The sequence below is a fragment of the Amycolatopsis jiangsuensis genome (assembly GCF_014204865.1).
Lineage (GTDB): Bacteria > Actinomycetota > Actinomycetes > Mycobacteriales > Pseudonocardiaceae > Amycolatopsis > Amycolatopsis jiangsuensis.
In genome coordinates this window covers 2,819,255-2,840,396 of the sequence record NZ_JACHMG010000001.1, presented here as the reverse complement: position 1 = coordinate 2,840,396, position 21,142 = coordinate 2,819,255, and the positions used below count along the sequence as shown (strand labels likewise).

The following is a 21,142-nucleotide window of genomic DNA, read 5'->3' as shown; positions in this document are numbered from 1 at the left end:
GCTCCGCGCGGGAATACCCGCGTCAACCGGGGAACGCCGAGAGTTTCACCGGGTTCATCGTCCAGAACAGGCGGTCGATGCCCTGCGCCGACACAGCGGCCGTCACCACCGCGAACGCGGCACCGTCGCGGCTCAGCAGTGCGCCGGCCCCGCCGTTCACCGTAACCCAGGAAACCTCGACGCCGGGCCAAAAACGCGCGGCGAACGCGCGATAGTACTTCGCGACCGTGGCAGCGCCGTGGACCGGGATCCGGGACGCTCCGCGCACCGCCCCGCCGCCGTCGGAGTAGCTCACCACATCGGCGGCGAACAACTCCTCCAGCGCCGCCAGGTCACCACTGCGGGCAGCAGCCACGAACGCGGTGAGCAGCCGGCGTTGTTCCGGCGGCTCGGCCGGGGTACGCCGCTGCGTGGCGAGATGCTTGCGTGCCCGGCTGACGAGCTGGCGGGCGCTCACCTCGCTGGTCCGCACGATTTCGGCGATCTGCCGGTACGGGTAGTCGAACGCCTCCCGCAGCACGTAGGCCGCACGCTCGGTCGGCGTGAGCTTTTCCAGCAGGTGCAGCACGGCCACCTCGAGCACCGCGGCACGCTCGGCGCCGAGCTGCGGATCGGCGGAGGTGTCCACCGGCTCGGGCAGCCACGGTCCGACGTAGGTCTCGTGCCGCACGCGCGCGGTCTGCCCGGCGGTGATGGCCAGCCGGGTCGTGGCGGTGGCGAGGTAGGCCGCCGGACTGCGCACCGCGGAACGGTCGGCGGTCTGCCAGCGCACCCACACGTCCTGCAGCAGGTCCTCGGCGTCGGCCACGCTGCCCAGCATGCGGTAGGCGATCCCGAAAAGCCGTGGCCGGACCGCGGCGAACTCGGCCGTCGCCTGGTCGAGGTCGGCACACTCCGGCATGGGCGGGTGGCCTCCTCGGCGTGCGGCACGGGTTTCGGACGGGCAGTGCGGGCGAATCCTGCGCCGGAGCCTACGCCGGGTTGTCACACCGCGGCGGGCTGTCCGGTCATGACTGGTGAACCGCGGCCGGGATCCGCCCGGCGCCGGAAGGAAGGGATGGACCATGAAGATCGTCGTCATCGGCGGAACCGGACTGATCGGTTCGCAAGTGGTGGCCACGCTGGGTGAACGAGGCCACGAAGCGGTGCCGGCCGCGCCGAGCACCGGCGTCGACACCCTCACCGGCAAGGGCCTGTCCGAAGTGATGAGCGGCGCCGACGTGGTGGTCGACGTGTCGAACTCCCCGTCCTTCGCCGACGACGACGTGCTGGAGTTCTTCCGCCGGTCCACCACGAATCTGGTGCGCGCGGCGCGGGATGCCGGCACCGGGCACTACGTCGCGCTGTCCGTGGTGGGCGCCGAGGGCCTGCCGGATTCCGGCTACCTGCGGGCGAAAGTGGCGCAGGAGCAGCTGATCCGCGAAGCCGCCGTGCCGTTCTCTCTCGTGCGGGCAACGCAGTTCTTCGAATTCGCCGCCGGGATCGCGGACTCGGCGACCACCGAGGGCGCCGTCCACCTCCCCGCGGCCACCGTCCAGCCGATCGCCGCGGCCGACGTCGCCGAAGCGGTGGCGAGCGCCGCGGTAGACGACCCGAGCGGCGGCAGCGCTGACATCGCAGGCCCGGAACCTCTTCCGATGGACGAGTGGATCCGCACGGTCCTGACCGCGAAGTCCGATCCGCGTCCGGTGATCACCGATCCGCAGGCCCGGTATTACGGCACCCGTCTAGGCGAACAGAGCCTCGTGCCGGCCGGGGAAGCGGACCGGGGGAAGACCCGGCTGGCGCAGTGGCTGGCCGGGTGACGCCGGTCCGACCCGCGGGTGGGCCGGATCTCCGGTAGCCGCCCACCGGACACGGCGAACGGCGCGAGACCTTATCCTGGCACCCGTGAACTGGACAGTGGACGTTCCCGTCGACACGCTTCCCGAACTGCCGCCGCTGCCGCCGGAGCTGCGTGCCCGGCTCGACGCGGCGCTGGCCCTGCCCGCCGCGCAGCAGCCCGAGTGGCCCGACGCCGAAGCGACCCACCGCGTCCGCGGCGTGCTGGAGAGCGTTCCGCCGATCACCGTGCCCGCCGAGATCGACCGACTGCAGGACCGGCTCGCCATGGTCGCCCGTGGCGAGGCGTTCCTGCTGCAGGGCGGCGACTGCGCGGAGACGTTCGAGTCCAACACCGAACCGCACATCCGGGCCAACCTGCGCACCCTGCTGCAGATGGCCGTCGTGCTGACCTACGGTGCGAGCCTGCCGGTGGTCAAGGTCAGCCGGATCGGCGGCCAGTACGCCAAACCGCGGTCGGCCAGCACCGACGCGCTGGGCCTGCCGGTCTACCGGGGCGACATCATCAACTCCCTCGTGGCCAAGCCCGAGCTGCGGGTGCCGGACCCGGGCCGGATGATCCGCGCCTACGCGAACGCGGGCGCGGCGATGAACCTGGTCCGCGCGCTGACCGGCGCCGGGATGGCCGACCTGCACCAGGTGCACGACTGGAACAAGGACTTCGTGACGTCCTCGCCGGCGGGGGAGCGGTACGAGGCGCTGGCCGCCGAGATCGACCGCGGCCTGCGGTTCATGAACGCCTGCGGCGTCACCGACACGTCGCTGCACTCCACCGAGATCTTCGCCAGCCACGAGGCACTGCTGCTCGACTACGAGCGCGCGCTGCTGCGGATGGACAACGCCGACGCGGCGAACCCGAAGCTGTACAACCTGTCCTCGCACTTCCTGTGGATCGGCGAGCGCACCCGGCAGCTGGACGGCGCGCACATCGCGTTCGCGGAGCTGCTGAGCAACCCGATCGGGCTGAAGATCGGCCCCACCACCACGCCGGAGCAGGCGCTGGAGTACGTGGAGCGGCTCGACCCGCGGGGCGAACCGGGCCGGCTCACGCTGATCTCGCGGATGGGCAACGGCAAGGTGCGCGACGTGCTGCCCGGGATCGTGGAGAAGGTCGAGGCCTCCGGGCACCAGGTCATCTGGCAGTGCGACCCGATGCACGGCAACACGCACGAATCGTCCACCGGCTACAAGACCCGCCACTTCGACCGGATCGTGGACGAGGTGCAGGGCTTCTTCGAGGTGCACCACAAGATCGGCAGCTACCCGGGTGGCATCCACGTGGAGCTGACCGGCGAGGACGTCACCGAATGCCTCGGCGGCGCCCAGGAGATCTCCGACGTGGACCTCGCCGGCCGCTACGAGACCGCCTGTGACCCGCGGCTGAACACCCAGCAGTCGCTGGAGCTGGCCTTCCTGGTCGCGGAGATGCTGCGCGGCTGAGCCGTCCCGCGGCTTCACGGAGCGCAGCGGTGGCCCGCGGTCAGTGGCCATCCGGCGGCCGCTGGCTATCCGGCGGCAGTGGCTGTCCGGCGGCAGTGGCTGTCCGGCGGGCAGTGACCAGCCGGCGGGCGCCGGCTATCCGGCGGGCTCGGTCCCCGGGCCGGGCCTCGGCTGCCGCTGCGGCAACTGCGCGGGTGTCCTTTCGCCGCCCCAGTCCGAACCGGTGATCTGCCGCATCGCGACGCCGTTGCCCGGGCGCCGGGGCAGCCCCGGCCACAGTTCCCCGGCGTCGCGGGCGGCGGCGCCGAGCCGGGCGCCGTCGAATTCGGTGTGCGTTTCCGGGATGTCGCGCTCGAGCCACTGCACGATGATCTCCAGCGGCCCGGCCGCGGGCAGCGGCCACACGAAGACGTGGTGCTCCTGGTGGAACTGGGTGCCGCTGCCGCCCGTCACGCGCAGCACCGGCTCGTCCGGCTGTCCCGCGGTGGGCACCGAGATGGTCTCCGAACTGGCCCGCCGCCCGTCCGGGAACAGCACCCCGACCAGCAGGGAGCGGTAGTCCGGGATCCGGCGGTGCGCGATCGGCGGGCCGCCTTCCATGGCGTCGCGTGAGTACACGCCGAGCACCAGCGTCATCGCCTCGGGCCACACCTCGATCAGGCGCAATGCCACGATGGCGTGTTCGGAGCGGCCCAGCGGCACCGTCCACGGCAGCAACGCGGGCACGATGTGATCACTCGGCGGCCCGGTCCACGGGCGGCCCTCGTACCCGAAAAGCTGCTGTTCCCGCACCGGGAACACCGGACGTTCACGGGCGCCGTCACCGAAGAACGTCATCGGCGGCCACACGACACTGCCGCCGAAACCCCCTCCGTCCGCCCCGCGGACCCGCCGGGTAACCAGGTCCGGGTGCGCTGGACCGACATCCCGTCCACGTCGTTCGGCGCCACCATGCGGCCTACGGTACCGAGAGCCGCCCACCGGGCGCGACAGTTTCCGGTGGGCGGGCGACCGGGCTGCCCGTCCCACGCCGCGGCCGGGTCAGCCGCCCCAGCCGCGAATCTGTACCTTCGTGCCCTTTTCGACGAGCGAGCCCGGCTGCGGATCCTGCTGCAGCACGAAACCGAAGCTGCCGTGGCCGTTCCCGTTCCCGTTCCCGCCGCCCTTGCGGTCGACCTCGAGGCCGGCCGCCTTGAGGATCTGCTCCGCCTCGTCGAACTGCTTGAAGCGCACGTCCGGCACCTGGACCGAGTTGGAGACCCAGACCTTCACTTCCTTGGTGCCGGGGGCCTTCGCCGCCGGATCGGTCCGGGTGACGCCGCCCGCGGGCACCGTCTGGGAGGCCTCCTCGCCGCCGTCCACTGGTTGGAACCCGCTCTGGCGCAGCAGCTCGAAGGCCTCCTCCTTCGGGCGTCCGGTGACGTCCGGCACCGGCGGCAGCGGTTCCGGTCCCTTCGACAGCACGAGCGTCACCTGGCCACCGACGTCCAGCGAAGTGCCGGCCGCCGGGCTCACGCTGACCACGGTGTCCTTGGGCGCGGTGTCGCTGTACTCGGGCGTGCCCTGGGTGACGGTGAGCTGCTGCGCCTGGATCGCCTTGGTGGCCTGGTCCAGCGAGGTGCCGACCTGGATGTCGGGGACCTTCGGCCGGCCCTTCGACACCACCACCGACACTGTGGCGTTCTGGTCCAGCTTCGTGCCTTCCGCCGGGTCCACCTTGATCACCGTGTTGGCCGGCACGGTGTTGCTGAACTCCTGGCTGTAGCGCGGGTTCAGCTGGGCCGCCCGCAGCTGGTCCCCGGCCGCGGCCTGGGTGAGCCCGGCCAGCCGCGGCACGTTCGTGGTGGTCGGGCCCGAATCGGTCAGGATGAAGGCGAATGCCCCGATGAGACCGCCCAGCACGAGCACCCCGGCGATCACCAGCGCGAGCACCTTCCGCCGGTCACGCGGTTTCGGCTCGTCCGCCGGCGGGGCCGGTTGCTGGTCCCGTGGTGCCTGGTCCCTCGGTGGGGGCGGCACCGGTGGCGGCCCGGCGGGGACCGCCCTGGTCATGGCGCGGGTTCCGCGCGGTCCGGACACCGGCATCGTCTGCTCGACGGCGGGGATGCGCGGCAGCGTGCGCTCGGTGTCGGACACGCGGTCGGCATCCGGTGGCGGGGGCACCGGCACCGCGACCGGCGCGATGCCCAGCGAGGTGCGCACGGCCTGCAGTTCGGCCAGGAACTCGCCGGCGTCGGCCGGGCGCAGGTCCGGGTCGCGCCGGGTGGCGCGCAGCACCAGTTCGTCCAGGGCCGGGGGCAGGTCCGGCCGCAGCTCACTCGGGCGCGGGACGTCGTCGTTCACGTGCCGGTAGGCGACCGACAGCGCCGTGTCGCCGGTGTAGGGCGCGCGGCCGGTGAGCATCTCGTACAGCAGGATGCCGGTCGAGTACACGTCCCCGCGGGAGGTGGTCGCGCCGGTGGCCACCTGCTCCGGGGAAAGGTAGGCGACGGTGCCGAGGATGACGCTGGAGCTGGTCGTGCCCGCGCTGGCGACGGCCCGCACGAGACCGAAGTCGCCGACCTTCACCACCCCGCCGGTGAGCTGGCCGCTGCGGCCGACGAGCACGTTCTCCGGCTTCACGTCGCGGTGCACCAGACCGGCGGCGTGCGCGGCGGCCAGTGCGGACAGCACCGGCTCGGCCACGCTGAACGCGAGCGGCACGTCGAGCCTGCCCTGTTCGGTCAGCAGATCGCGCAGCGTGCCGCCGTCGACCAGCTCCATCACCAGGAAGGCCAGTCCGGAGTCGCTGCCGGCCGGGGTGTCGAAGCCCTGATCGTGGACCGCGACCACGTTCGGGTGGTGCAGCTGCGCGGCCGATCGCGCTTCGCGCACGAACCGGTCGACGAACGACCGGTCGTCGGCGAAGCGGGGATTCATGATCTTGATCGCGACCTTGCGGTCGAGCCGGGTGTCCAGGCCCCGGTAGACCGCGGACATCCCGCCCTTGGCCAGCAGCCGGTCCACGCGGTAGCGGCGTTCGAGCAGCGTGCCGACGAGGGGCGGATCCGTGCGAGTCACGGTGGGCAATCGTACGGAAGGCTCACCGGACCGGGCGGGTCACCCGTGCGTACCAGTGGGGAATCCGGGCGAATGTGGCACAGTGTCACGTGTGAGTGGGATTCCTGTCGCCGACGACGTCCTCGACACCGCGGTCGCGGTCCTGCCGTTGCCGGAGGTGGCCGCCGCACTCGGGATCTCCGCGAACAAGGTGCGCCAGCTGCTGCGTGACGGCCACCTGATCGCGGTGAAGCGGGACGGCGAACTGTGCGTACCGAGCGACTTCTTCGTCGCCGACGGCGTGGTCAAGGGCCTGGCCGGCACGATCACCGTGCTCGGCGACTCCGGGTTCACCCGGACCGAGATGCTGCGCTGGCTCTTCACCGCCGACGACACGCTGCCGGGCACCACCCCGATCAACGCCCTGCGCACCAGCCACGGCACCGAGGTCAAACGGCGCGCGCAGGCCATGGCCTTCTGACCGCTTTGCCGGTCACCGAGCGTGCGGTAGCGCGCCGGTTCGAAAGGGCAGGAGTCCCCCGCAGCGTGCGGAGGACCCCCGCGGTACTCAGCCGTTCTGCTGGTCGCGCCAGGCCACCCACTTGCGCAGGTCGCTCAGGTCGTAGTCCGGACCGCCGACGCCGACGGTGAACAGGGACACGCCCAGTTCGGCGAGCTTCGGTCCCAGTTCCGCGGGCTCGCCTTCCACCCCGCAGGAACGCTCGATCTCGGCGGGGTCGCGGCCCAGATCGGCGCAGTGCGCGTCGAGCACCTCGACCTTGCGCTGTACGACCTCGGGATCGCCGAAGCCGTGCCAGATGTCCGCGTGCTTCGCGACCAGCTTGAGCGTCTTCTTCTCGCCGCCGCCACCGATCAGCACCGGGATCTTGCGCGTCGGTGCGGGATTGAGCTTGGCCAGCCGCGATTCGATCCGCGGCAGCGAGCTCGCGAGGTCGTTCAGGCGTCCGCCCGCGGTGCCGAAGTCGTAGCCGTACTCGGTGTAGTCCTTCTCGAACCAGCCGGAGCCGATGCCGAGGACGAGCCGCCCGCCGGAGATGTGGTCCACCGTGCGGGCCATGTCCGCGAGCAGCTCCGGGTTGCGGTAGCTGTTGCAGGTCACCAGCGCGCCGATCTCGACCCGCGACGTCGCCTCCGCCCAGGCGCCGAGCATGGTCCAGCATTCGAAGTGCTTGCCCTCGGGCTCGCCGTAGAGCGGGTAGAAGTGGTCCCAGTTGAAGACGATGTCGACCCCGAGGTCTTCGGCCTCCGCGGCCGCGCGGCGGATGCTCGCGTAGTCGGCGTGCTGCGGGTGCAGCTGGACCCCGACCCGCAGCTTCCGGTTCGTAGGAGTGGTCATGATCGCAGCCTAGTGCCGGCGAAACCCGTTCGCCTGTACAGCCAGCAGCCGGGGGAGGGCGACCGCGAGCCGCCTGCCGCGGCCGACCACCGCACGGCGGCAGAGCACGTCGTAGTCCAGTGCCTCGATCTCGTCCAGGATGCCCTCGTACAGGGTGATCGCGGTCCGCACGCAGGCCCGGGACTCCCGCCGCAGCAAGGGAATCCCGGCCTCGGCCCGGCGGTAGACGGCGCGGGTGCGTGACACCGCGACGGCGAGCGCGGCCCGCACGCGTGGATCCGGCCGTCCGGCGTGGCGCGCGGCCAGCAGGACGTCCCGGTTCACGCCGAAGGCACCCAGTTCCTCGGCAGGCAGGTACAGCCGCCCGCGGTCGAGGTCTTCACCGATGTCCCGGAGGAAATTGGTGAGCTGGAACGCTTCGCCCAGCGCGGCCGCGCCCGGTTCGGCCGCGGAGAGCGGACCGACGGTGCCGAACACCGGCAGCATCTGGAGTCCGATCACGGACGCGGAACCGTAGACGTACTCGGCGAGATCGGCGTACGTGGCGTACTCGGTGACGGTCAGGTCCATCCGCATCGAGTGCAGGAACGCCTCCACCAGCGCACGCCGGATGCCGTAGCGGTGCACGGTGTCAGCCAGCGCACGCAGCACCGGGTCGGCCGGTTCACCCCCGGCGTACACCTCGTCGACGAATCCGGCGACCTTGTCCAGCGCGGCTGCCGGATCGACACCGGGTTCGGGATTGTCGACCAGTTCGTCGGCCATCCGCGCGAAGCCGTAGAGCGCGTGCGCGGCCGGGCGGGCCCTGCCCGGCAGCAGCCGGGTGGCGAGGAAGAACGTGCGGCCGTGGCGGGCGTTGATGCGCCGGCATGCGGTGTAGGCGGCCCGCAGCCCGGGCTCGACGATGCCGGCGGCGTCCAGTTCGGTCACCGGCCGGTGATCCTTTCCGAGGCGAGGCGTCCGGAGATCAGCACCGGCGGGATGCCGACGCCGGGCGTGGTCCCGCATCCGGCGAGGACCACGTTGCCCGCCGCCCGCACGAGATTGGCGGGACGGAACGGGCCGGTCTGGGGAAACGTGTGCGCGAGCGAAAACGGGGTGCCCGCGGTGAGCCCGCGCGCCGCCCAGTCCGCGGGGGTGATCTGCTCGTCCACCACGAATTCCCCGCGAAACCCGGTGAGGCCGCGGGATTCCAGCGTGCGCAGAAGTTCCTCGCGGTAGGCGGGGGCCACGCGTTCCCAGTCGATGCGGCCGGTACGCAGGTTCGGGGCCGGGGCGAGCACGGAAACGATCTCACCGCCGTCCCCGGCGAGCGCCGGTTCGGTCGCGGTCGGGCGGGTGACCAGCAGCGACGGGTCGCTCATCAGCGTGCCGTCGCGGATGATCTCGGTGAAGGTCCGGTGCCAGGCCCGGCCGAAGAAGATCGTGTGGTGGTCCAGCTCCGGCCAAGACCGGCGCGCGTGCCCGTGCAGCAGAAAGGCTGACGGCGAGTATCGCAGTGGCAGCACGCGGCGCGGGCGTGCGCCGATCAAGCGGTACGCGGCCGAGAGCTCCGTCGCGAGCACCACCGCGTCACAGGCGATGCGCTCGCCCGCGCGCGTGCGTACGGCGCGTACGCGAGAAGAGACGCGCTCCAGCCACGCTGCTTCGGTACCGAAGCGCAGCTCGCCCCCGGCGCGCGCTACGGCGTCGGCCATGGCGCGCGCAATCGCTCCCATCCCGCCGCGCGGGTAGTAGACGCCGCCGACAGTGTCCATGTACGAGATCACGCCGTAAGCGCCCAAGGCGCGCATCGGCTCGAGACCCGCGTACAGCGCTTGAAACGAAAAGAGCCGCTGTACGCGCTCGTCGCGCAGGAAATGGGCGATGCGCGGACCGAGACGGCCGAAGCCACCCAGCGCGGCCAGCTTCACCAGCTCCGGCCGGACGAGATCGAACGGCGAATCGAAGTTGGCGCCGATGAAGTGGTCCTTCTGCGCCGCGTACAACTCGGTGAGCCACTGCCGCAGCTTCCGGTATCCGAGTGCTTCGTCCGGACCGGCGAACGCGCGGATCTCGGCCTCCATCGCTTCGCCACCGGTGTGCACCGCGAGCGTGCTGCCGTCGGCGAACCGCGCCCGGTAGGCCGGATCGAGCCGGGTGAGCGGCACCGTGTCCGCCAGCGAGGCACCCACCGCGTGCAGTGCCTCGTCCACCAGCTCCGGCATGGTGAGCACGCTGGCCCCGGTGTCCACCGCGTTCGCGCCGAAGTCCTGCTGTCCTGCGCGGCCACCCGGCGTCTTGTGCTGCTCCAGCAGGGTGACCCGGCGGCCGGCGCCGAGCAGGTGCAGCGCGGCCGACAGTCCGGCCAGCCCGGCTCCGACGACCACCACGTGGTCGGTGTGCGCACCGACGGTCCGCATCACGAGGTCCGCTGGGTGGCCAGCCGGATCAGTTCGGCCAGCGCCGACGGCGCGGGTTCGGCCAGGTGCGCGCGTTCGAGCGCGGCCACCGCGGACGTGGTCAGCTCGTCGATCCGCCGTTCCACCGCGGCCACCGCACCGACCGAGGTGAGCGCCTCGCGGACCCGGTCCACCGCGGCACCGGCCAGATCGGTCGCCCCGATCGCGTCCGCGATCACCCGCGCCGCGGCGTCGTCACCCCGCTCGGCCGCCAGCTGCAGGCCCAGCGCCACGAGCAGGGTGCGCTTGCCCTCCCGCAGGTCGTCGCCCGCGGGCTTGCCGGTCACCGACGGGTCTCCGAACACGCCGAGCAGGTCGTCGCGCAGCTGGAAGGCCACCCCGACGTCGCCGCCGAACTCCAGGAGGGTCCCGATCAGCTCGTCGCCGGCGCCGGCGAGCGCGGCGCCCAGGTGCAGCGGGCGCTGCACCGTGTAGGCCGCGGTCTTCAGCCGGTCGATCCGCAGCGCTGCCTCCGGCGAGGCGTCGCCCACCGCCTGCGTGCGCACGTCGAGGTACTGCCCGGCGAGCACCTCGGTGCGCATCGCACGCCAGGCCGGCCGCGCCGCGGCGAGCGTGGCCGCGGGCAACGGAGCGCCGGCGAACATGTCGTCGGCCCAGGCCAGGGCGAGGTCACCCACCAGCACGGCGCTGGCGAGCCCGAACGTGGCCGGCGAGCCGAGCCAGCCCCGGTCGGCGTGCAACTTCGCGGAGGCGACGTGCACCGTCGGACGGCCGCGGCGCGAGTCCGAGGAGTCGATGAGGTCGTCGTGGATCAGCGCGCACGCCTGGATCAGCTCCAGGCTCGACACCACCTGCAGCGCACCCTCGGCGGCAGGCCCGCCGGCCGCCCCGCCCGCGCCGCGCCAGCCCCACCAGGCGAAGGTCGGCCGGATCCGCTTGCCACCACCCAGCACGAAGCCGGACAGCGTGTCGATCCCGGCGGCCACACCCGGTTCGGTACGCACGATCTCCTCCCGCGAGTGGCCGAGGAAGTCGGCCAGCGCACGCTCCACCTGCGCCGGGAGATCGGCGTCGAATCCGGGCCCGTCCATACCGCCATCCTCACCGACACCGCTGCCCGCACACGCGGCGGGTGCCCCGGATGTGGTGAACGAAACGTGCTCAGCCCTCCGCTTTCCGCCTCTTCGGCACCCCTCGGCTGCTCGACGCGCCGGTGAAACCCGCCGCCGCGAAGTACTCCGCTGCCTGCGCCGGTCCACGCGGCCGGTAGCCGGGCTCGAGGCAACCGGTGTACCAGTCCTTCGCCAGAAACCACAGCGTGGGCAGGTCCAGCACCTCACCTGGACTGTCCACACAGGACTCACCGCAGTACAGCCGCTGTCGGGCGCGCCGGTCTGCCGGGCCCGCGGGGGAGCCGGGGAAGTAGGCGACGAGCGTGGCCTCCGGCGGCCGGTCGCGGCGCACGACCAGCGCGGACGGCTCGCCGCAGCCGGGACAGCGGGTCGCCACCAGCACCTCGGGCTCGTCTGCCACGACATGCGGAATCGCGAACGAGTCCCAGGCACAGCCACCCCACCACAGCGTGCGCTCACCCATCACCGAGAACCCCAGCGGAATCGCCGCGAACGGCGCGGCCAGCGCCACGTGCTCCCGGTCGTCCAGCCACAGCCAGCCCGGATCGGCCATCCGGTGCAGTGCCTGCTTCGCCACCGCGAGGGAGCCGTTCGCGGCGTCCGCCAGCTCCGGCGCGCCGGGAGGGCGGCCACGGGTGGCGAACGACCGGTACACGGCCAGCCGCACGTCCTCGTCCCAGTCCAGATCGTCGTCGCTGCTCACCGGCGGCTCCTTCGTCGAGGATCCGCCCCGACGCTACGCTCGAGCCGTGGTCAAGGCCACGTGGCGCGGCTGCCCGGGCTCGCCGCGAGCCACTACCATTTCTTCCCATGACGTCGGTGATCGAGCGGCTGCAGGGGGACGCGCCCGCGTTCTCGGTCGAGTTCTTCCCGCCCCGGGACGAGGCGGACGAGGCCGTGCTGTGGCGGGCCATCCGGGAGCTCGAACCACTGGACCCCGGATACATGTCGATCACCTACGGCGCGGGCGGCTCCAGCCGCGACGGCACCATCCGCAGCATCGCCCGGGTCGCGACCGAAACCACGCTGTGCCCGATGGCCCACCTGACGGCGGTCGACCATTCGGTGGCCGAGCTGCGGAACGTGATCGGCTGGTACGCCGCGGTCGGCGTCCGCAACATCCTCGCGCTGCGCGGCGACCCGCCCGGTGACGTCTACGGCGACTGGGTCCCGCATCCGGAAGGCCTCACCTACGCCGAGGAGCTGGTGGAGCTGGTCCGCTCGCTCGGCGACTTCTGCGTGGGCGTGTCCGCGTTCCCCTACGGCCACCCGCGCTCGGCCGATCTGGAGACCGACACCAAGTACCTGGTCCGGAAGTTCCGCGCGGGCGCGGACTTCGCCATCGCGCAGCTGTTCTTCGAGGCCGAGGACTTCCTGCGGCTGCGCGACCGGGTGGCCGCGGCCGGCTGCGACGCGCTCGTGCTGCCCGGCATCATGCCGCTGACCACGCCGCGCACGCTGCGCACCACGATCAAGCTGTCCGGCGCACCGGCGTCGCAGCGGCTGCTCGACCGGCTCGAACCGTTCGAGGACGACCCCAAGGCGTTCCGCGCGGCCGGCCTGGACGCGGTCACCGAGCTGTGCGAGAAGCTCATTGCCGAAGGCGTGCCCGACCTGCACTTCTACACGTTCAACCGGTCCAAGGCCACGCGTGAGGTGGTGACCCGGCTGGGCCTGGCGCCGCCCCGCGCGTAATCGGGTGCTGACGGCGCGGGCGGGGCGGTAGCGTGCCCGCCATGGCTTCCAGCGAACAGAGCGTGCCGGGTATCTGCGACCGGTACGTCGACGATTACGCGGCCGTGGACCCGGTCGCGGCGACCATGCTCGGCGTCGCGGGGTACGACGACCGGCTCACCGACTACTCGCCCGAGGGGCACGCCGAGCGGGCGGAGCTGGGCAGGCGCGCGCTGGCCGCGGTCACCGCCGCGGAGCCCGCCGGCTCCGGCGAGCGGGTCGCGAAGGCGGTCTTCACCGAGCGGACCGGCCTCGAGCTGGAGATCCACGACGCGGGTCTCGACGTGGCGGCCCTCAACGTCATCGAAAGCCCGGTGCAGGACCTGCGCATGGTGTTCGACCTGATGCCGAACGAGACCGCGCAGGACTGGGCGAACATCGCCGCCCGCATGCGCGCGGTCCCGGAGGCCCTCGCCGGGGTGCGGGCGTCGCTGCTCGCCGCGGCCGGCGCCGGGCGGGTGTCCGCGCTGCGGCAGGTCGGCAAGGTCGCCGAGCAGTGCGACACCTGGGCCGGGCTCAAGGACGGGCCCGGCTTCTTCCGCGAGCTGGTGTCCGGCGCGAAGGTCGATTCCCTCCGCGGTGAACTCGACGCCGGTGCCCGTGCGGCCGAGGAGTCGTTCGCCGAGTTCGCCGGCTTCCTGCGGGCCGAGCTGGCCCCGAAGGCCCCGGCGAAGGACGCGGTGGGCGAGGACGTCTACCGGCTGTGGTCGCGGTACTTCATCGGCGCCGAACTGGATCTGCGGGAAGCCTACGAATGGGGCTGGCAGGAGTTCGCCCGGATCGAGGCGGACATGCGCGAGGTGGCCGGCCGGATCCGCCCGGGTGCCTCGGTGGCCGAAGCCGCCCAGGTGCTGGACGCCGATCCGCGCTACCACGTGCACGGCCGCCCGCAGTTCGAGGCGTGGATGCAGGAACTCTCAGATGACGCGCTGAAGTCGTTACGCGGCAAGCATTTCGACATTCCGGACCGGCTGATGGCACTGGAGTGCCGGATCGCCCCGCCCGGCGGTGGCGTCGGCGCGTACTACACCGGACCGAGCGAGGATTTCCGCCGCCCCGGCCGGATGTGGTGGTCGGTGCCCGCCGACCGCGAGGATTTCGTCACCTGGCGCGAGCTCACAGTCGTCTACCACGAGGGCGTTCCCGGTCACCACCTGCAGATCGCGACCGCGGTGAACCAGGCCGCGACGCTGACGAAGTACCAGCGCCTGATGGCGTTCGTCTCCGCGCACGGCGAGGGCTGGGCCCTCTACGCCGAACGCCTGATGCGGGAACTGGGGTATCTCTCCGACGACGGCAACCTGCTGGGCATGCTGTCGGACCAGCTGTTCCGCGCCGCCCGCGTGGTCGTCGACCTGGGAATGCACCTGGAACTGACGATCCCCGCCGGCACCGGCTTCCACGAAGGGGAGCGCTGGACCCCCGAGCTGGGCCTGGAGTTCCTGCTGACCCGGACGATCACCGACGAGGCCCACGTCCGCGACGAGATCGACCGCTACCTGGGCTGGCCGGGCCAGGCGCCGGCGTACAAACTGGGCGAACGCCTGTGGATCGCGGCCCGCGAAGACGCCCGCCGGCGTCAGGGCGAGGCCTTCGACCTGAGGCAGTTCCACACCAAGGCCCTCCGCATGGGCGGCATGGGCCTGGACACCCTGCGGGAACAGCTGGCGCAGCTGGACTGAACCCGTGGGTGACCCGGTCGTGTGGCCGGGTCACCCACCGGTCCACTCCCGCAGCGCGTCGCGCCAGGTCCCGTCGACCGAGGACCCGGCCCAGGCGAGGTAGCCGTCGGGCCGGACGAGGACGGCCGGTCCCCGGTCGGCGCGCTCGGCGTGCAGCAGCCGCGGCTCGTCCGGCCGGTCCGCGCCCCGTTCCCGTACGAGCACGAAACCCGGCGTCCGCTGCACGACCGTCAGGCGTTGCGCGGTCAGTGGGATTTCGGTGCCGCGGGTGCCGGCGAGCCGGTGGTGACCGGAGCGCCGTGGGTAGCGCAGCCCGGTCCCGGCGAAGCTGCCGGCGACCGCGTCGCGTACCGCCGGGAGACGGAAGAGCCACGGCGCCACGAGGTCGCGTGCCCCGCGCGCGATTCGCGGAGACAGCGTGATGCCTCGTGCCATGAGCCCGGATTGGCGCAGTACCCGTCGTCCGATCGGATGCCGTTCGTCGTGATAGGTGTCGAGTACGCAATCCGGGGCGCCGCCGAGTACCGCGGCGAGCTTCCAGGCGAGGTTCGCCGCGTCCTGGATGCCGGTGTTCATGCCCTGCCCGCCCATCGGCGAATGCACGTGCGCCGCGTCGCCCGCGAGGAACACCCGGCCGTGCCGGTACCGCTCGACCTGCCGTTCGTCGCAGTGGAACCGTGACAGGGAACCGATTTCCAGCACCCCGAAGTCGGTGCCCATCGCCCGGCGCAGCACGTCGGCCACCTCGGAGTCCCCGACCGGGGCGCGGTCGGAAACCTGGTGGCCGCGGTCCCACACCATCGCCCGGTGCCACGAACCGTCCGTCTCGTGGCGGCCGTAGGGCGCGAGGAACCCGAACTCCCCGGCCGTGCTGCCGAGGGTGAGCCCGCCACCGGGACCGTTGCGCAGCTTGACATCGGCGAGCACGACCGAGGAAAGCACTGTCCTGCCAGGGAAACCGATTGCCAGCAGGCGGCGGACCGTGCTGTGCGCGCCGTCGGCGGCGACCAGATAGCTTGCGTGCCAAGTGGTGCGCTGCCCGGGTTCGTTCTTCGGCTGGGCGGTCACAATGACGCCATCCTCGTCGTGGCAGACCCCGACGACCTCGATCCCGCGCCGGATGTCGGCTCCCTGTGTCTTGGCGTAGCCGCCGAGCGCAGTGTCCACTGTGGTCTGTGGCGTGATCATCGCGTACCGGTAGCGCGAACGCAGGTGTCGCAAGTCCAGCCGTGCGCCCCCGAAGAGGCTGACTTCCTGCGCCCGGTTCGCGTCCGCGAGCAGGCCCTCGGCCAGCTCACGGGAGTCCAGTAGCTCAAGGGTGCGGGCCATCGTCGCGAAAGCCCGGCTCGACGGATTGATGCCCGGCCGGCGTTCGAGAACCGTGACCGAGCGTCCCGCGCGGGCGAGGTCGCCAGCCACGGTCATCCCGGTCGGCCCGCCCCCGACGACGAGCACGTCGGTGTGTCGCACGGCGTTCACCGGGCGGTGGCTTCGGGAGTGGGGTACCAGCGCCGGATGTCCTCCGGCGTCGCCTCGGCCGCGCGGTTGAAGACGAACCGGCAGCCCGGCTGCGTACGGTGCGCGTCGTTGACGATCGATTCGAACAGCAGGGAATTGCCTGCGACGAGCCGCACGCCGGCGCCGATCAGCACCGCGTCGTAGTGACCGGCTTCAAGCTGTTCCCTGGCGGCCGCCGCCCCTGCTTCGCCGAAACCGATCAGGCAGTTGTCGATCCGGTATCCCGCCGCTCGCAGCTCCGCGACGTTGCGGTCGTTGGCTTCCCGCAGCTTCTCCCGGGTGAGGCCGGGAAAGCGGGCGAAGTCCGGCGAACGGTAGTCGATGACGTCCGGATCGAGACCGATCTGGACGGCGCGCACAGGCATGGCGCTTCCTCTCCGAGCGAAGTCAACGGTTGTTGATTAGGCTGTGCGGTATGAGCCCGAGAGCCCGTGACGCCGAGGCCAGCCGGGCCTCGATCCTGGCGGCGGCCCGGGTGCGGTTCGGGGAGCACGGTTTCGAGCGCACGACGATCCGCTCGGTCGCCGCACGGGCCGGCGTCGACCCGGCGCTGGTGATGCGCTACTTCGGCAGCAAGGACGGCCTGTTCGCCGCGGCCTCCCGCCTGGACGTGCGCCTGCCGGACCTGTCCGGAACGGATCCCGCACGCGTCGCCGACGTGCTGCTGCCGGTGTTCATCGAACTCTGGGGCCCGGACGGCCCGTTCCTGTCCCTGCTGCGCGCGGCCACCTCGAACCCTGCCGCGAGCGAAGCGCTGCTGCAGGTCCTGAGCGACCAGGTGACCCCGGCACTGGCCACCGTCGCCCGCGACCGCCCGGCCGAACGAGCCGCCCTCGTCGGCGCGCACCTGCTGGGCATCGCCGTGGCCCGCTACGTACTGGGCAGCCCACCTTTGTCCACAATGGACGATGTCACGCTGATCAGGTGGCTGCGCCCCGTCCTGGCCCACTACCTGACCGGCGACGTCCCCGCCTAACCCGCGGCTTCCCGGCTTTCCGGCGCTCCGCCGCGCCCGCCCGTCTCTTCTCAAACGGTCTACCTGACCGTCGCGCCTGCCCTTCCCGTCTTGAACGAACCCGCCAGGCCGTCGCGCCCGCCGGATAAACTCGTTGGCCCGCACTCCGCCCGTGGTTAAACTCCCGCCCGTGCATCGGATCCTGTTCGTCACCCCGCCGCCACGCGCCTGAGCGGGGTGGTCCTCGCCGCGTGAGCCGGAGGCCCGCGGCCGGTCGGTGATGCCGCGAAGCGGCGTCGCCAGGGGAAGGCCGCCCCGCGTCGATGAAGTCCGGATTCCTTCGACGCAGGAGCGTTTCTCCCGATGTCCAGTTCTGTCGTCCTGCCCTCGCGCGCCCGTTCGTCGGCCGCGCTCGTCCTCGCCGGGGTGCTGTGGGGGACCGGTGGTCTCTCCGGTTCGCTGCTCGGCCAGCTCGCCGGGCTGCACCCGCTCGCCGTCGCCACGTACCGGCTGCTGCTGGGCGGCGTCGCCGGCCTCGCCTACGTCGCCGCCACCGGTCGCCTGCGTGTCCCGAGCCGGGCAGCGCTACGCCGCTTGCTCGCCGTCGGCGGCTTGTTCGCCTTCTTCCAGACCAGCTACTTCGTCGCTGTCTCGCTCAGTTCCGTCAGCATCGCGACCATGACGACCATCGGCAGCTCACCAGTCGTCCTCGCCGTCGTCTCGGCGGTACGCAGCCGTCGCGCCCCTCGGCTTTACACGCTGGTGTCGCTCACCGGTTCCCTCGGTGGGTTAGTGCTGCTTCGCTGGTCACCGGAAGCCCCGCAGCTGGCCGGTATCGCCTTCGCGGTTCTCGCCGGAGCAGGCTTCTCCGTATTCACCCTCATCACCGCGAAGCCGGTGCCCGGGTTGGACTCGATGGCCACCACGGCGTACGGCTGTCTCGTCGGCGGAGTACTGCTCACCCCTGTCGCCGCGTACGTGGGCATGGCGCTGCCCGCGCAGGCAGGTGTATTACTCGTGGCCGCGTACTTCGGTGTCGTGCCGACTGCTGCCGCGTACGCCGCGTACTTCCGCGGCCTTGCCGGCGCGCATCCGGTACTCGGCGCGCTGTCGGCACTGCTGGAACCACTCACCGCGACGATCCTGTCGGTCGCGTTTTTGCACGAACGGCTGAGCGCGCACGCGTGGGCAGGCGCGGTGCTGCTGGTCGCCGCGCTGGCAGTGGGCTACTGGCGGCCCGAACCGCGGTGAGCTAACGCGGGTCCAGTGGTAACGGCCGGCCGAGGATGGCGAACGGGCGCGGGTCGCCGGTGAAGTGATAGTCGCGCAGCACGTCGACGAACCCGGTGCGGCGGTACAGGTTCCACGCCCGGTTGGTGCCCTCGGGAGTGGAGAGCAGCACGTTCTCCTTGTCGATGCCCTCGAGCAGCCGGCGCAGCAGGTCCTCGCCGATCTGCTTGCCCTGCTTCTGCGGGTCCACGTGGATCTCGGTGAGCTCGAAGTAGTCCGAGAGCCACCGTTCGGCTGTCTCGTGGCCGAACCGGCGGGTGAGGCCCTGGCGGACCTGCTCGTGCCACCACTGCCCCGCCCGGCCGTGGTAGCCGTAGGCGAGGCCGAGCAGGACTCCGTCGGCGTCGAGGGCGGCCATGCAGCGCCAGCCTTCGCGCAGTGCGTGCGTGAGCCACATCGGCGCGCGCTGCTCGGCCGTGCCCTCGGGATAGTGCATGGCGTTCACGTAGATGGCGAGTGCTTCCGGCAGCCGCGCGCGGAACTCGTCCGGGGACAGCTGCACGTACCGGGAGCATCCGGAGGACATGGCGGTCACGGTCGTCCATCCTCCCCTTCTCCGGCGAGCGCGCCCGCGCTGCCCCCGGTGAGCTCGACGAGCCGGTCGAACGTCGTCGGGAAGATCGACTTCGGATGCCCTGCCGCGGCCCACACCTCGGGGTGCTCGCGCAGCGCGGTGTCCACGAGGGTGACCAGCCGGGTGGGGTGCCCGACCGGGGCGACGCCACCGATCACCTGCCCGGTGTGCTGCCGGACGAAGGCGGCGTCGGCCTTGCCCACTTCGGCGAAGCCGGCGAGCGCGGCCAGCCGGGACTCCCGTGCCCGGTGCGCGCCCGAGGTGAGGGCGAGCAGCGCGGCCTCCGTGCCGTCCGCGGCGCGGGCGCGGAACACCAGGCTGTTGGCGATGGCGCCGACCGGAACCCCGAGCGCCTCCGCGGCCTGCGCGGCGGTGCGGACCTCGGCGGGCAGCATCCGTACGCGGTCGGCGGAGGCGTGCTGCCCCGCCTCGGCCAGCGCGGCGGTGACCTTGGCGACAGCGGGATGGTCGTGGGAGCTCATGCGGTTATGAGACCACGTCAGGATGGTCGTGTCCCGCGCCACGCCCCCGGATTTCCCGGCCAGGGTTGAGCAGACCCGCTCCCACGGCTACTCTGGAACCGTTCGAACAAACGTTCGACAATCGGTGGGATACACCGGACCGGCCCCGGGGTGGGGGAAGCGCCTCGAGGCCGGACCGGTCCCCGCCTGAGCAGGAGGAGGGTCGTCATGTCCGTTTCGGTCGTGTCCCCCGCGGATCGTTCCCCCGACCGCGGGCAGTCGCAGCTCCCGCTGTCGCTGCGCCCGCCGGCACCCCCGGCGGCCGCCGCCCTGCTCACCCAGGCCAAACGCGGTCTGGACCACGCGGCGAACGAGCGTGATCCGGCCGAGCGGTTCATCGGCGCCTACCTGGCGGCGTTGCGCGGGGCCGCGGCGGTGCTGGCAGTGCGCGGCCGCCCACGCCGCGGCCGGGGCCGTCCGGCCAGTGGCTGGGTGCTGCTCGACGCGGTGGCGCCCGAGCTGCGGGAGTGGTCGGCTTTCTTCGCCGCCAACTCCGAGACCCGGGCCGCCGCCGAGGCCGGTATCACCGGCCGCGTCACCGCCGAATCGGCCGCCGGCCTGCTGCGGGCCACCGGCCAGTTCCTCGAGCTCGTCCGCCGGGTCGTGCACGGGCTGCCGATGTCCGGCGAAGCCCATGTCGCGTGAGCTCGGCACGGTCGATCACGGCCGGTTGCTCGAGGCGTTCCGGATCGAGGCCCGGCTGCTGGGGGAAGTGGCCCACGCGGCGTCCCCCGACGCGCCGGTGCCGACCACCCCCGGCTGGACGCTGGACGATCTGCTCCGGCACGTGGCCGGCACGCACCGGTACGTGCTGAGCTGGCTGCGCCGGGGCCGCCGTCCCGAGCAGTGGCAGCGGGCACCGCGTCCGGGCCAGTCCGTGGCCGGGTTCTACGAGTCGAGCCACGAGGAGCTGGCCGCCGAACTGGCCGCGCACGATCCCGCCACCCGTGCCGCCACCTGGTGGCCCGCCGACCCGACCCACGGCTTCTGGCGCCGCCGGGCCCTGCACGAGACCCTGGTGCACCGGGTGGACGCCGAACACGCCGCAGGCGCCGATGGTCCGCAGATCCCCGCCGACCTGTCCACCGACGGCGTCGACGAGGCCCTCACCCTCTACTTCGGACACCGCCTCACCACGATGGGCCTCTCCGGAACCCGTTACGGCACAGTGGGTTTCCACGCCGGCGACCACAGCTGGACAGCCAGAGCCGGCCCCGGCGAAACGGAGGCCTGGCGCTGCGCGGCGCCCGAGGCCGACACCGCGGAAGCCGTGGTCACCGGCTCCCCGGCCACGATGTACCTGTGGCTGTGGGGCAGAACCCCGGTCACCGCGACCCACACCGAAGGAGATCACGAACTGTCCGCACAGATCTGGGCGCTGCTCCGCCTGGCCACCCGCTGAACCGGAAAGCGGGGAAGCTTCCCCGGTTCCAGCCCGCTGGCCCAGGCCCGCTCCGCTGAGTCGGTGGCTCGGTGGCTCGGTGGTTTGTTGCTTCGCCGTCTCGCCGCTTGGCTGCCGGGGTTCGTGTTGGCGATGTGGCTGCCGAGGCTCCGTGATGACTTGGCTGTTGGGGTTCGTGTTGGCGATGTGGCTGCCGAGGCTCCGTGATGACTTGGCTGTTGGGGTTCGTGTTGGCGATGTGGCTGCCGAGGCT

At 72.0% G+C, this 21,142-nt stretch carries 21 protein-coding genes; 9 read left to right on the top strand and 12 right to left on the bottom strand.

Features of this window, described 5'->3' with window-relative positions; translation table 11 throughout:
- Positions 1-22: 22 nt before the first annotated feature.
- A complete protein-coding gene (locus BJY18_RS12425) occupies positions 23-901 on the bottom strand; it encodes an RNA polymerase sigma-70 factor (protein WP_184780122.1) in 879 nt (292 codons plus the stop codon).
- A 163-nt stretch (positions 902-1,064) separates the two neighbouring features.
- Here BJY18_RS12425 and BJY18_RS12420 point away from each other — a divergent pair, with 163 nt between their 5' ends.
- Entirely contained in the window at positions 1,065-1,805 is a 741-nt protein-coding gene (locus tag BJY18_RS12420) for an SDR family oxidoreductase (RefSeq protein ID WP_184780121.1), read from the top strand.
- 85 nt (positions 1,806-1,890) lie between these two features.
- Positions 1,891-3,282: a class II 3-deoxy-7-phosphoheptulonate synthase gene (locus BJY18_RS12415; protein WP_184780120.1), complete on the top strand. Its 1,392-nt coding sequence runs from the start codon at positions 1,891-1,893 to the stop codon at positions 3,280-3,282.
- 135 nt (positions 3,283-3,417) lie between these two features.
- Here BJY18_RS12415 and BJY18_RS12410 read toward each other — a convergent pair whose 3' ends face one another.
- A complete protein-coding gene (locus BJY18_RS12410) occupies positions 3,418-4,119 on the bottom strand; it encodes a hypothetical protein (protein ID WP_184780119.1) in 702 nt (233 codons plus the stop codon).
- A gap of 204 nt (positions 4,120-4,323) precedes the next feature.
- Positions 4,324-6,342, bottom strand: coding sequence for a Stk1 family PASTA domain-containing Ser/Thr kinase (gene pknB, locus BJY18_RS12405; RefSeq protein ID WP_184780118.1), 2,019 nt, complete (start codon positions 6,340-6,342; stop codon positions 4,324-4,326).
- Between the two features lie 91 nt (positions 6,343-6,433).
- On the opposite strand from pknB, the gene BJY18_RS12400 reads away from it, so the two are divergent.
- On the top strand, positions 6,434-6,802 hold the full coding sequence (locus BJY18_RS12400) for an Rv2175c family DNA-binding protein (RefSeq protein WP_184780117.1): 369 nt from the start codon (positions 6,434-6,436) through the stop codon (positions 6,800-6,802).
- Between the two features lie 87 nt (positions 6,803-6,889).
- On the opposite strand, the gene BJY18_RS12395 is transcribed toward BJY18_RS12400, so the two are convergent.
- From BJY18_RS12395 to merB, 5 genes are all read right to left on the bottom strand, one after another.
- Positions 6,890-7,678 carry an LLM class F420-dependent oxidoreductase gene (locus BJY18_RS12395; protein ID WP_184780116.1) on the bottom strand — a complete coding sequence of 263 codons (789 nt, stop codon included), beginning with the start codon at positions 7,676-7,678 and terminating at the stop codon, positions 6,890-6,892.
- A gap of 9 nt (positions 7,679-7,687) precedes the next feature.
- Positions 7,688-8,608 (bottom strand): phytoene/squalene synthase family protein, encoded by a 921-nt coding sequence (locus tag BJY18_RS12390; protein WP_184780115.1) that lies wholly within the window; start codon positions 8,606-8,608, stop codon positions 7,688-7,690.
- Positions 8,605-10,080 carry a phytoene desaturase family protein gene (gene crtI / locus BJY18_RS12385; RefSeq protein ID WP_184780114.1) on the bottom strand — a complete coding sequence of 492 codons (1,476 nt, stop codon included), beginning with the start codon at positions 10,078-10,080 and terminating at the stop codon, positions 8,605-8,607. Before crtI ends, BJY18_RS12390 begins: the two co-directional genes overlap by 4 nt.
- Positions 10,080-11,171 (bottom strand): polyprenyl synthetase family protein, encoded by a 1,092-nt coding sequence (locus tag BJY18_RS12380; RefSeq protein WP_184780113.1) that lies wholly within the window; start codon positions 11,169-11,171, stop codon positions 10,080-10,082. Before BJY18_RS12380 ends, crtI begins: the two co-directional genes overlap by 1 nt.
- Positions 11,172-11,241: 70 nt before the next feature.
- The gene (gene merB, locus BJY18_RS12375) at positions 11,242-11,916 is read right to left on the bottom strand and encodes an organomercurial lyase (protein WP_184780112.1); all 675 of its coding nucleotides are present in this window, start codon (positions 11,914-11,916) and stop codon (positions 11,242-11,244) included.
- A gap of 107 nt (positions 11,917-12,023) precedes the next feature.
- On the opposite strand from merB, the gene BJY18_RS12370 reads away from it, so the two are divergent.
- Both BJY18_RS12370 and BJY18_RS12365 read left to right on the top strand, forming a co-directional pair.
- Entirely contained in the window at positions 12,024-12,908 is an 885-nt protein-coding gene (locus BJY18_RS12370) for a methylenetetrahydrofolate reductase (protein ID WP_184780111.1), read from the top strand.
- A gap of 41 nt (positions 12,909-12,949) precedes the next feature.
- On the top strand, positions 12,950-14,629 hold the full coding sequence (locus BJY18_RS12365) for a DUF885 domain-containing protein (protein ID WP_184780110.1): 1,680 nt from the start codon (positions 12,950-12,952) through the stop codon (positions 14,627-14,629).
- 30 nt (positions 14,630-14,659) lie between these two features.
- Here the strand turns inward: BJY18_RS12365 and BJY18_RS12360 are convergent, their stop codons facing one another.
- Together BJY18_RS12360 and BJY18_RS12355 are read right to left on the bottom strand one after the other, a co-directional pair.
- On the bottom strand, positions 14,660-16,099 hold the full coding sequence (locus BJY18_RS12360; RefSeq protein WP_184780109.1) for an FAD-dependent oxidoreductase: 1,440 nt from the start codon (positions 16,097-16,099) through the stop codon (positions 14,660-14,662).
- A 5-nt stretch (positions 16,100-16,104) separates the two neighbouring features.
- Positions 16,105-16,512, bottom strand: coding sequence for a hypothetical protein (locus BJY18_RS12355; RefSeq protein ID WP_184780108.1), 408 nt, complete (start codon positions 16,510-16,512; stop codon positions 16,105-16,107).
- A 50-nt stretch (positions 16,513-16,562) separates the two neighbouring features.
- Here BJY18_RS12355 and BJY18_RS12350 point away from each other — a divergent pair, with 50 nt between their 5' ends.
- Both BJY18_RS12350 and BJY18_RS12345 read left to right on the top strand, forming a co-directional pair.
- Positions 16,563-17,123: a TetR/AcrR family transcriptional regulator gene (locus tag BJY18_RS12350; RefSeq protein WP_184780107.1), complete on the top strand. Its 561-nt coding sequence runs from the start codon at positions 16,563-16,565 to the stop codon at positions 17,121-17,123.
- Between the two features lie 342 nt (positions 17,124-17,465).
- Positions 17,466-18,353: a DMT family transporter gene (locus BJY18_RS12345; RefSeq protein WP_184780106.1), complete on the top strand. Its 888-nt coding sequence runs from the start codon at positions 17,466-17,468 to the stop codon at positions 18,351-18,353.
- 1 nt (position 18,354) lies between these two features.
- Here the strand turns inward: BJY18_RS12345 and BJY18_RS12340 are convergent, their stop codons facing one another.
- Together BJY18_RS12340 and BJY18_RS12335 are read right to left on the bottom strand one after the other, a co-directional pair.
- Positions 18,355-18,927 (bottom strand): GNAT family N-acetyltransferase, encoded by a 573-nt coding sequence (locus BJY18_RS12340; RefSeq protein ID WP_184780105.1) that lies wholly within the window; start codon positions 18,925-18,927, stop codon positions 18,355-18,357.
- Entirely contained in the window at positions 18,924-19,448 is a 525-nt protein-coding gene (locus BJY18_RS12335) for a YbaK/EbsC family protein (RefSeq protein ID WP_184780104.1), read from the bottom strand. The genes BJY18_RS12340 and BJY18_RS12335 overlap by 4 nt, the downstream gene beginning before the upstream one ends.
- A 207-nt stretch (positions 19,449-19,655) precedes the next feature.
- On the opposite strand from BJY18_RS12335, the gene BJY18_RS12330 reads away from it, so the two are divergent.
- Both BJY18_RS12330 and BJY18_RS12325 read left to right on the top strand, forming a co-directional pair.
- The gene (locus BJY18_RS12330) at positions 19,656-20,132 is read left to right on the top strand and encodes an SAV_6107 family HEPN domain-containing protein (protein ID WP_184780103.1); all 477 of its coding nucleotides are present in this window, start codon (positions 19,656-19,658) and stop codon (positions 20,130-20,132) included.
- Positions 20,122-20,889, top strand: coding sequence for a maleylpyruvate isomerase family mycothiol-dependent enzyme (locus BJY18_RS12325; RefSeq protein ID WP_184780102.1), 768 nt, complete (start codon positions 20,122-20,124; stop codon positions 20,887-20,889). Before BJY18_RS12330 ends, BJY18_RS12325 begins: the two co-directional genes overlap by 11 nt.
- Positions 20,890-21,142 lie beyond the last annotated feature (253 nt).

What these genes read in the sequence shown, in the direction of transcription:
- BJY18_RS12335 (WP_184780104.1), bottom strand. Translation starts at nt 19,448, where the DNA reads ATGAGCTCCCACGACCATCCCGCTGTCGCCAAGGTCACCGCCGCGCTG.
- BJY18_RS12350 (WP_184780107.1), top strand. Translation starts at nt 16,563, where the DNA reads ATGAGCCCGAGAGCCCGTGACGCCGAGGCCAGCCGGGCCTCGATCCTG.
- crtI (WP_184780114.1), bottom strand. Translation starts at nt 10,080, where the DNA reads ATGCGGACCGTCGGTGCGCACACCGACCACGTGGTGGTCGTCGGAGCC.
- BJY18_RS12420 (WP_184780121.1), top strand. Translation starts at nt 1,065, where the DNA reads ATGAAGATCGTCGTCATCGGCGGAACCGGACTGATCGGTTCGCAAGTG.
- BJY18_RS12395 (WP_184780116.1), bottom strand. Translation starts at nt 7,678, where the DNA reads ATGACCACTCCTACGAACCGGAAGCTGCGGGTCGGGGTCCAGCTGCAC.
- BJY18_RS12355 (WP_184780108.1), bottom strand. Translation starts at nt 16,512, where the DNA reads ATGCCTGTGCGCGCCGTCCAGATCGGTCTCGATCCGGACGTCATCGAC.
- BJY18_RS12410 (WP_184780119.1), bottom strand. Translation starts at nt 4,119, where the DNA reads ATGACGTTCTTCGGTGACGGCGCCCGTGAACGTCCGGTGTTCCCGGTG.
- BJY18_RS12370 (WP_184780111.1), top strand. Translation starts at nt 12,024, where the DNA reads ATGACGTCGGTGATCGAGCGGCTGCAGGGGGACGCGCCCGCGTTCTCG.
- BJY18_RS12345 (WP_184780106.1), top strand. Translation starts at nt 17,466, where the DNA reads ATGTCCAGTTCTGTCGTCCTGCCCTCGCGCGCCCGTTCGTCGGCCGCG.
- BJY18_RS12380 (WP_184780113.1), bottom strand. Translation starts at nt 11,171, where the DNA reads ATGGACGGGCCCGGATTCGACGCCGATCTCCCGGCGCAGGTGGAGCGT.
- BJY18_RS12325 (WP_184780102.1), top strand. Translation starts at nt 20,122, where the DNA reads ATGTCGCGTGAGCTCGGCACGGTCGATCACGGCCGGTTGCTCGAGGCG.
- BJY18_RS12365 (WP_184780110.1), top strand. Translation starts at nt 12,950, where the DNA reads ATGGCTTCCAGCGAACAGAGCGTGCCGGGTATCTGCGACCGGTACGTC.
- BJY18_RS12425 (WP_184780122.1), bottom strand. Translation starts at nt 901, where the DNA reads ATGCCGGAGTGTGCCGACCTCGACCAGGCGACGGCCGAGTTCGCCGCG.
- BJY18_RS12330 (WP_184780103.1), top strand. Translation starts at nt 19,656, where the DNA reads ATGTCCGTTTCGGTCGTGTCCCCCGCGGATCGTTCCCCCGACCGCGGG.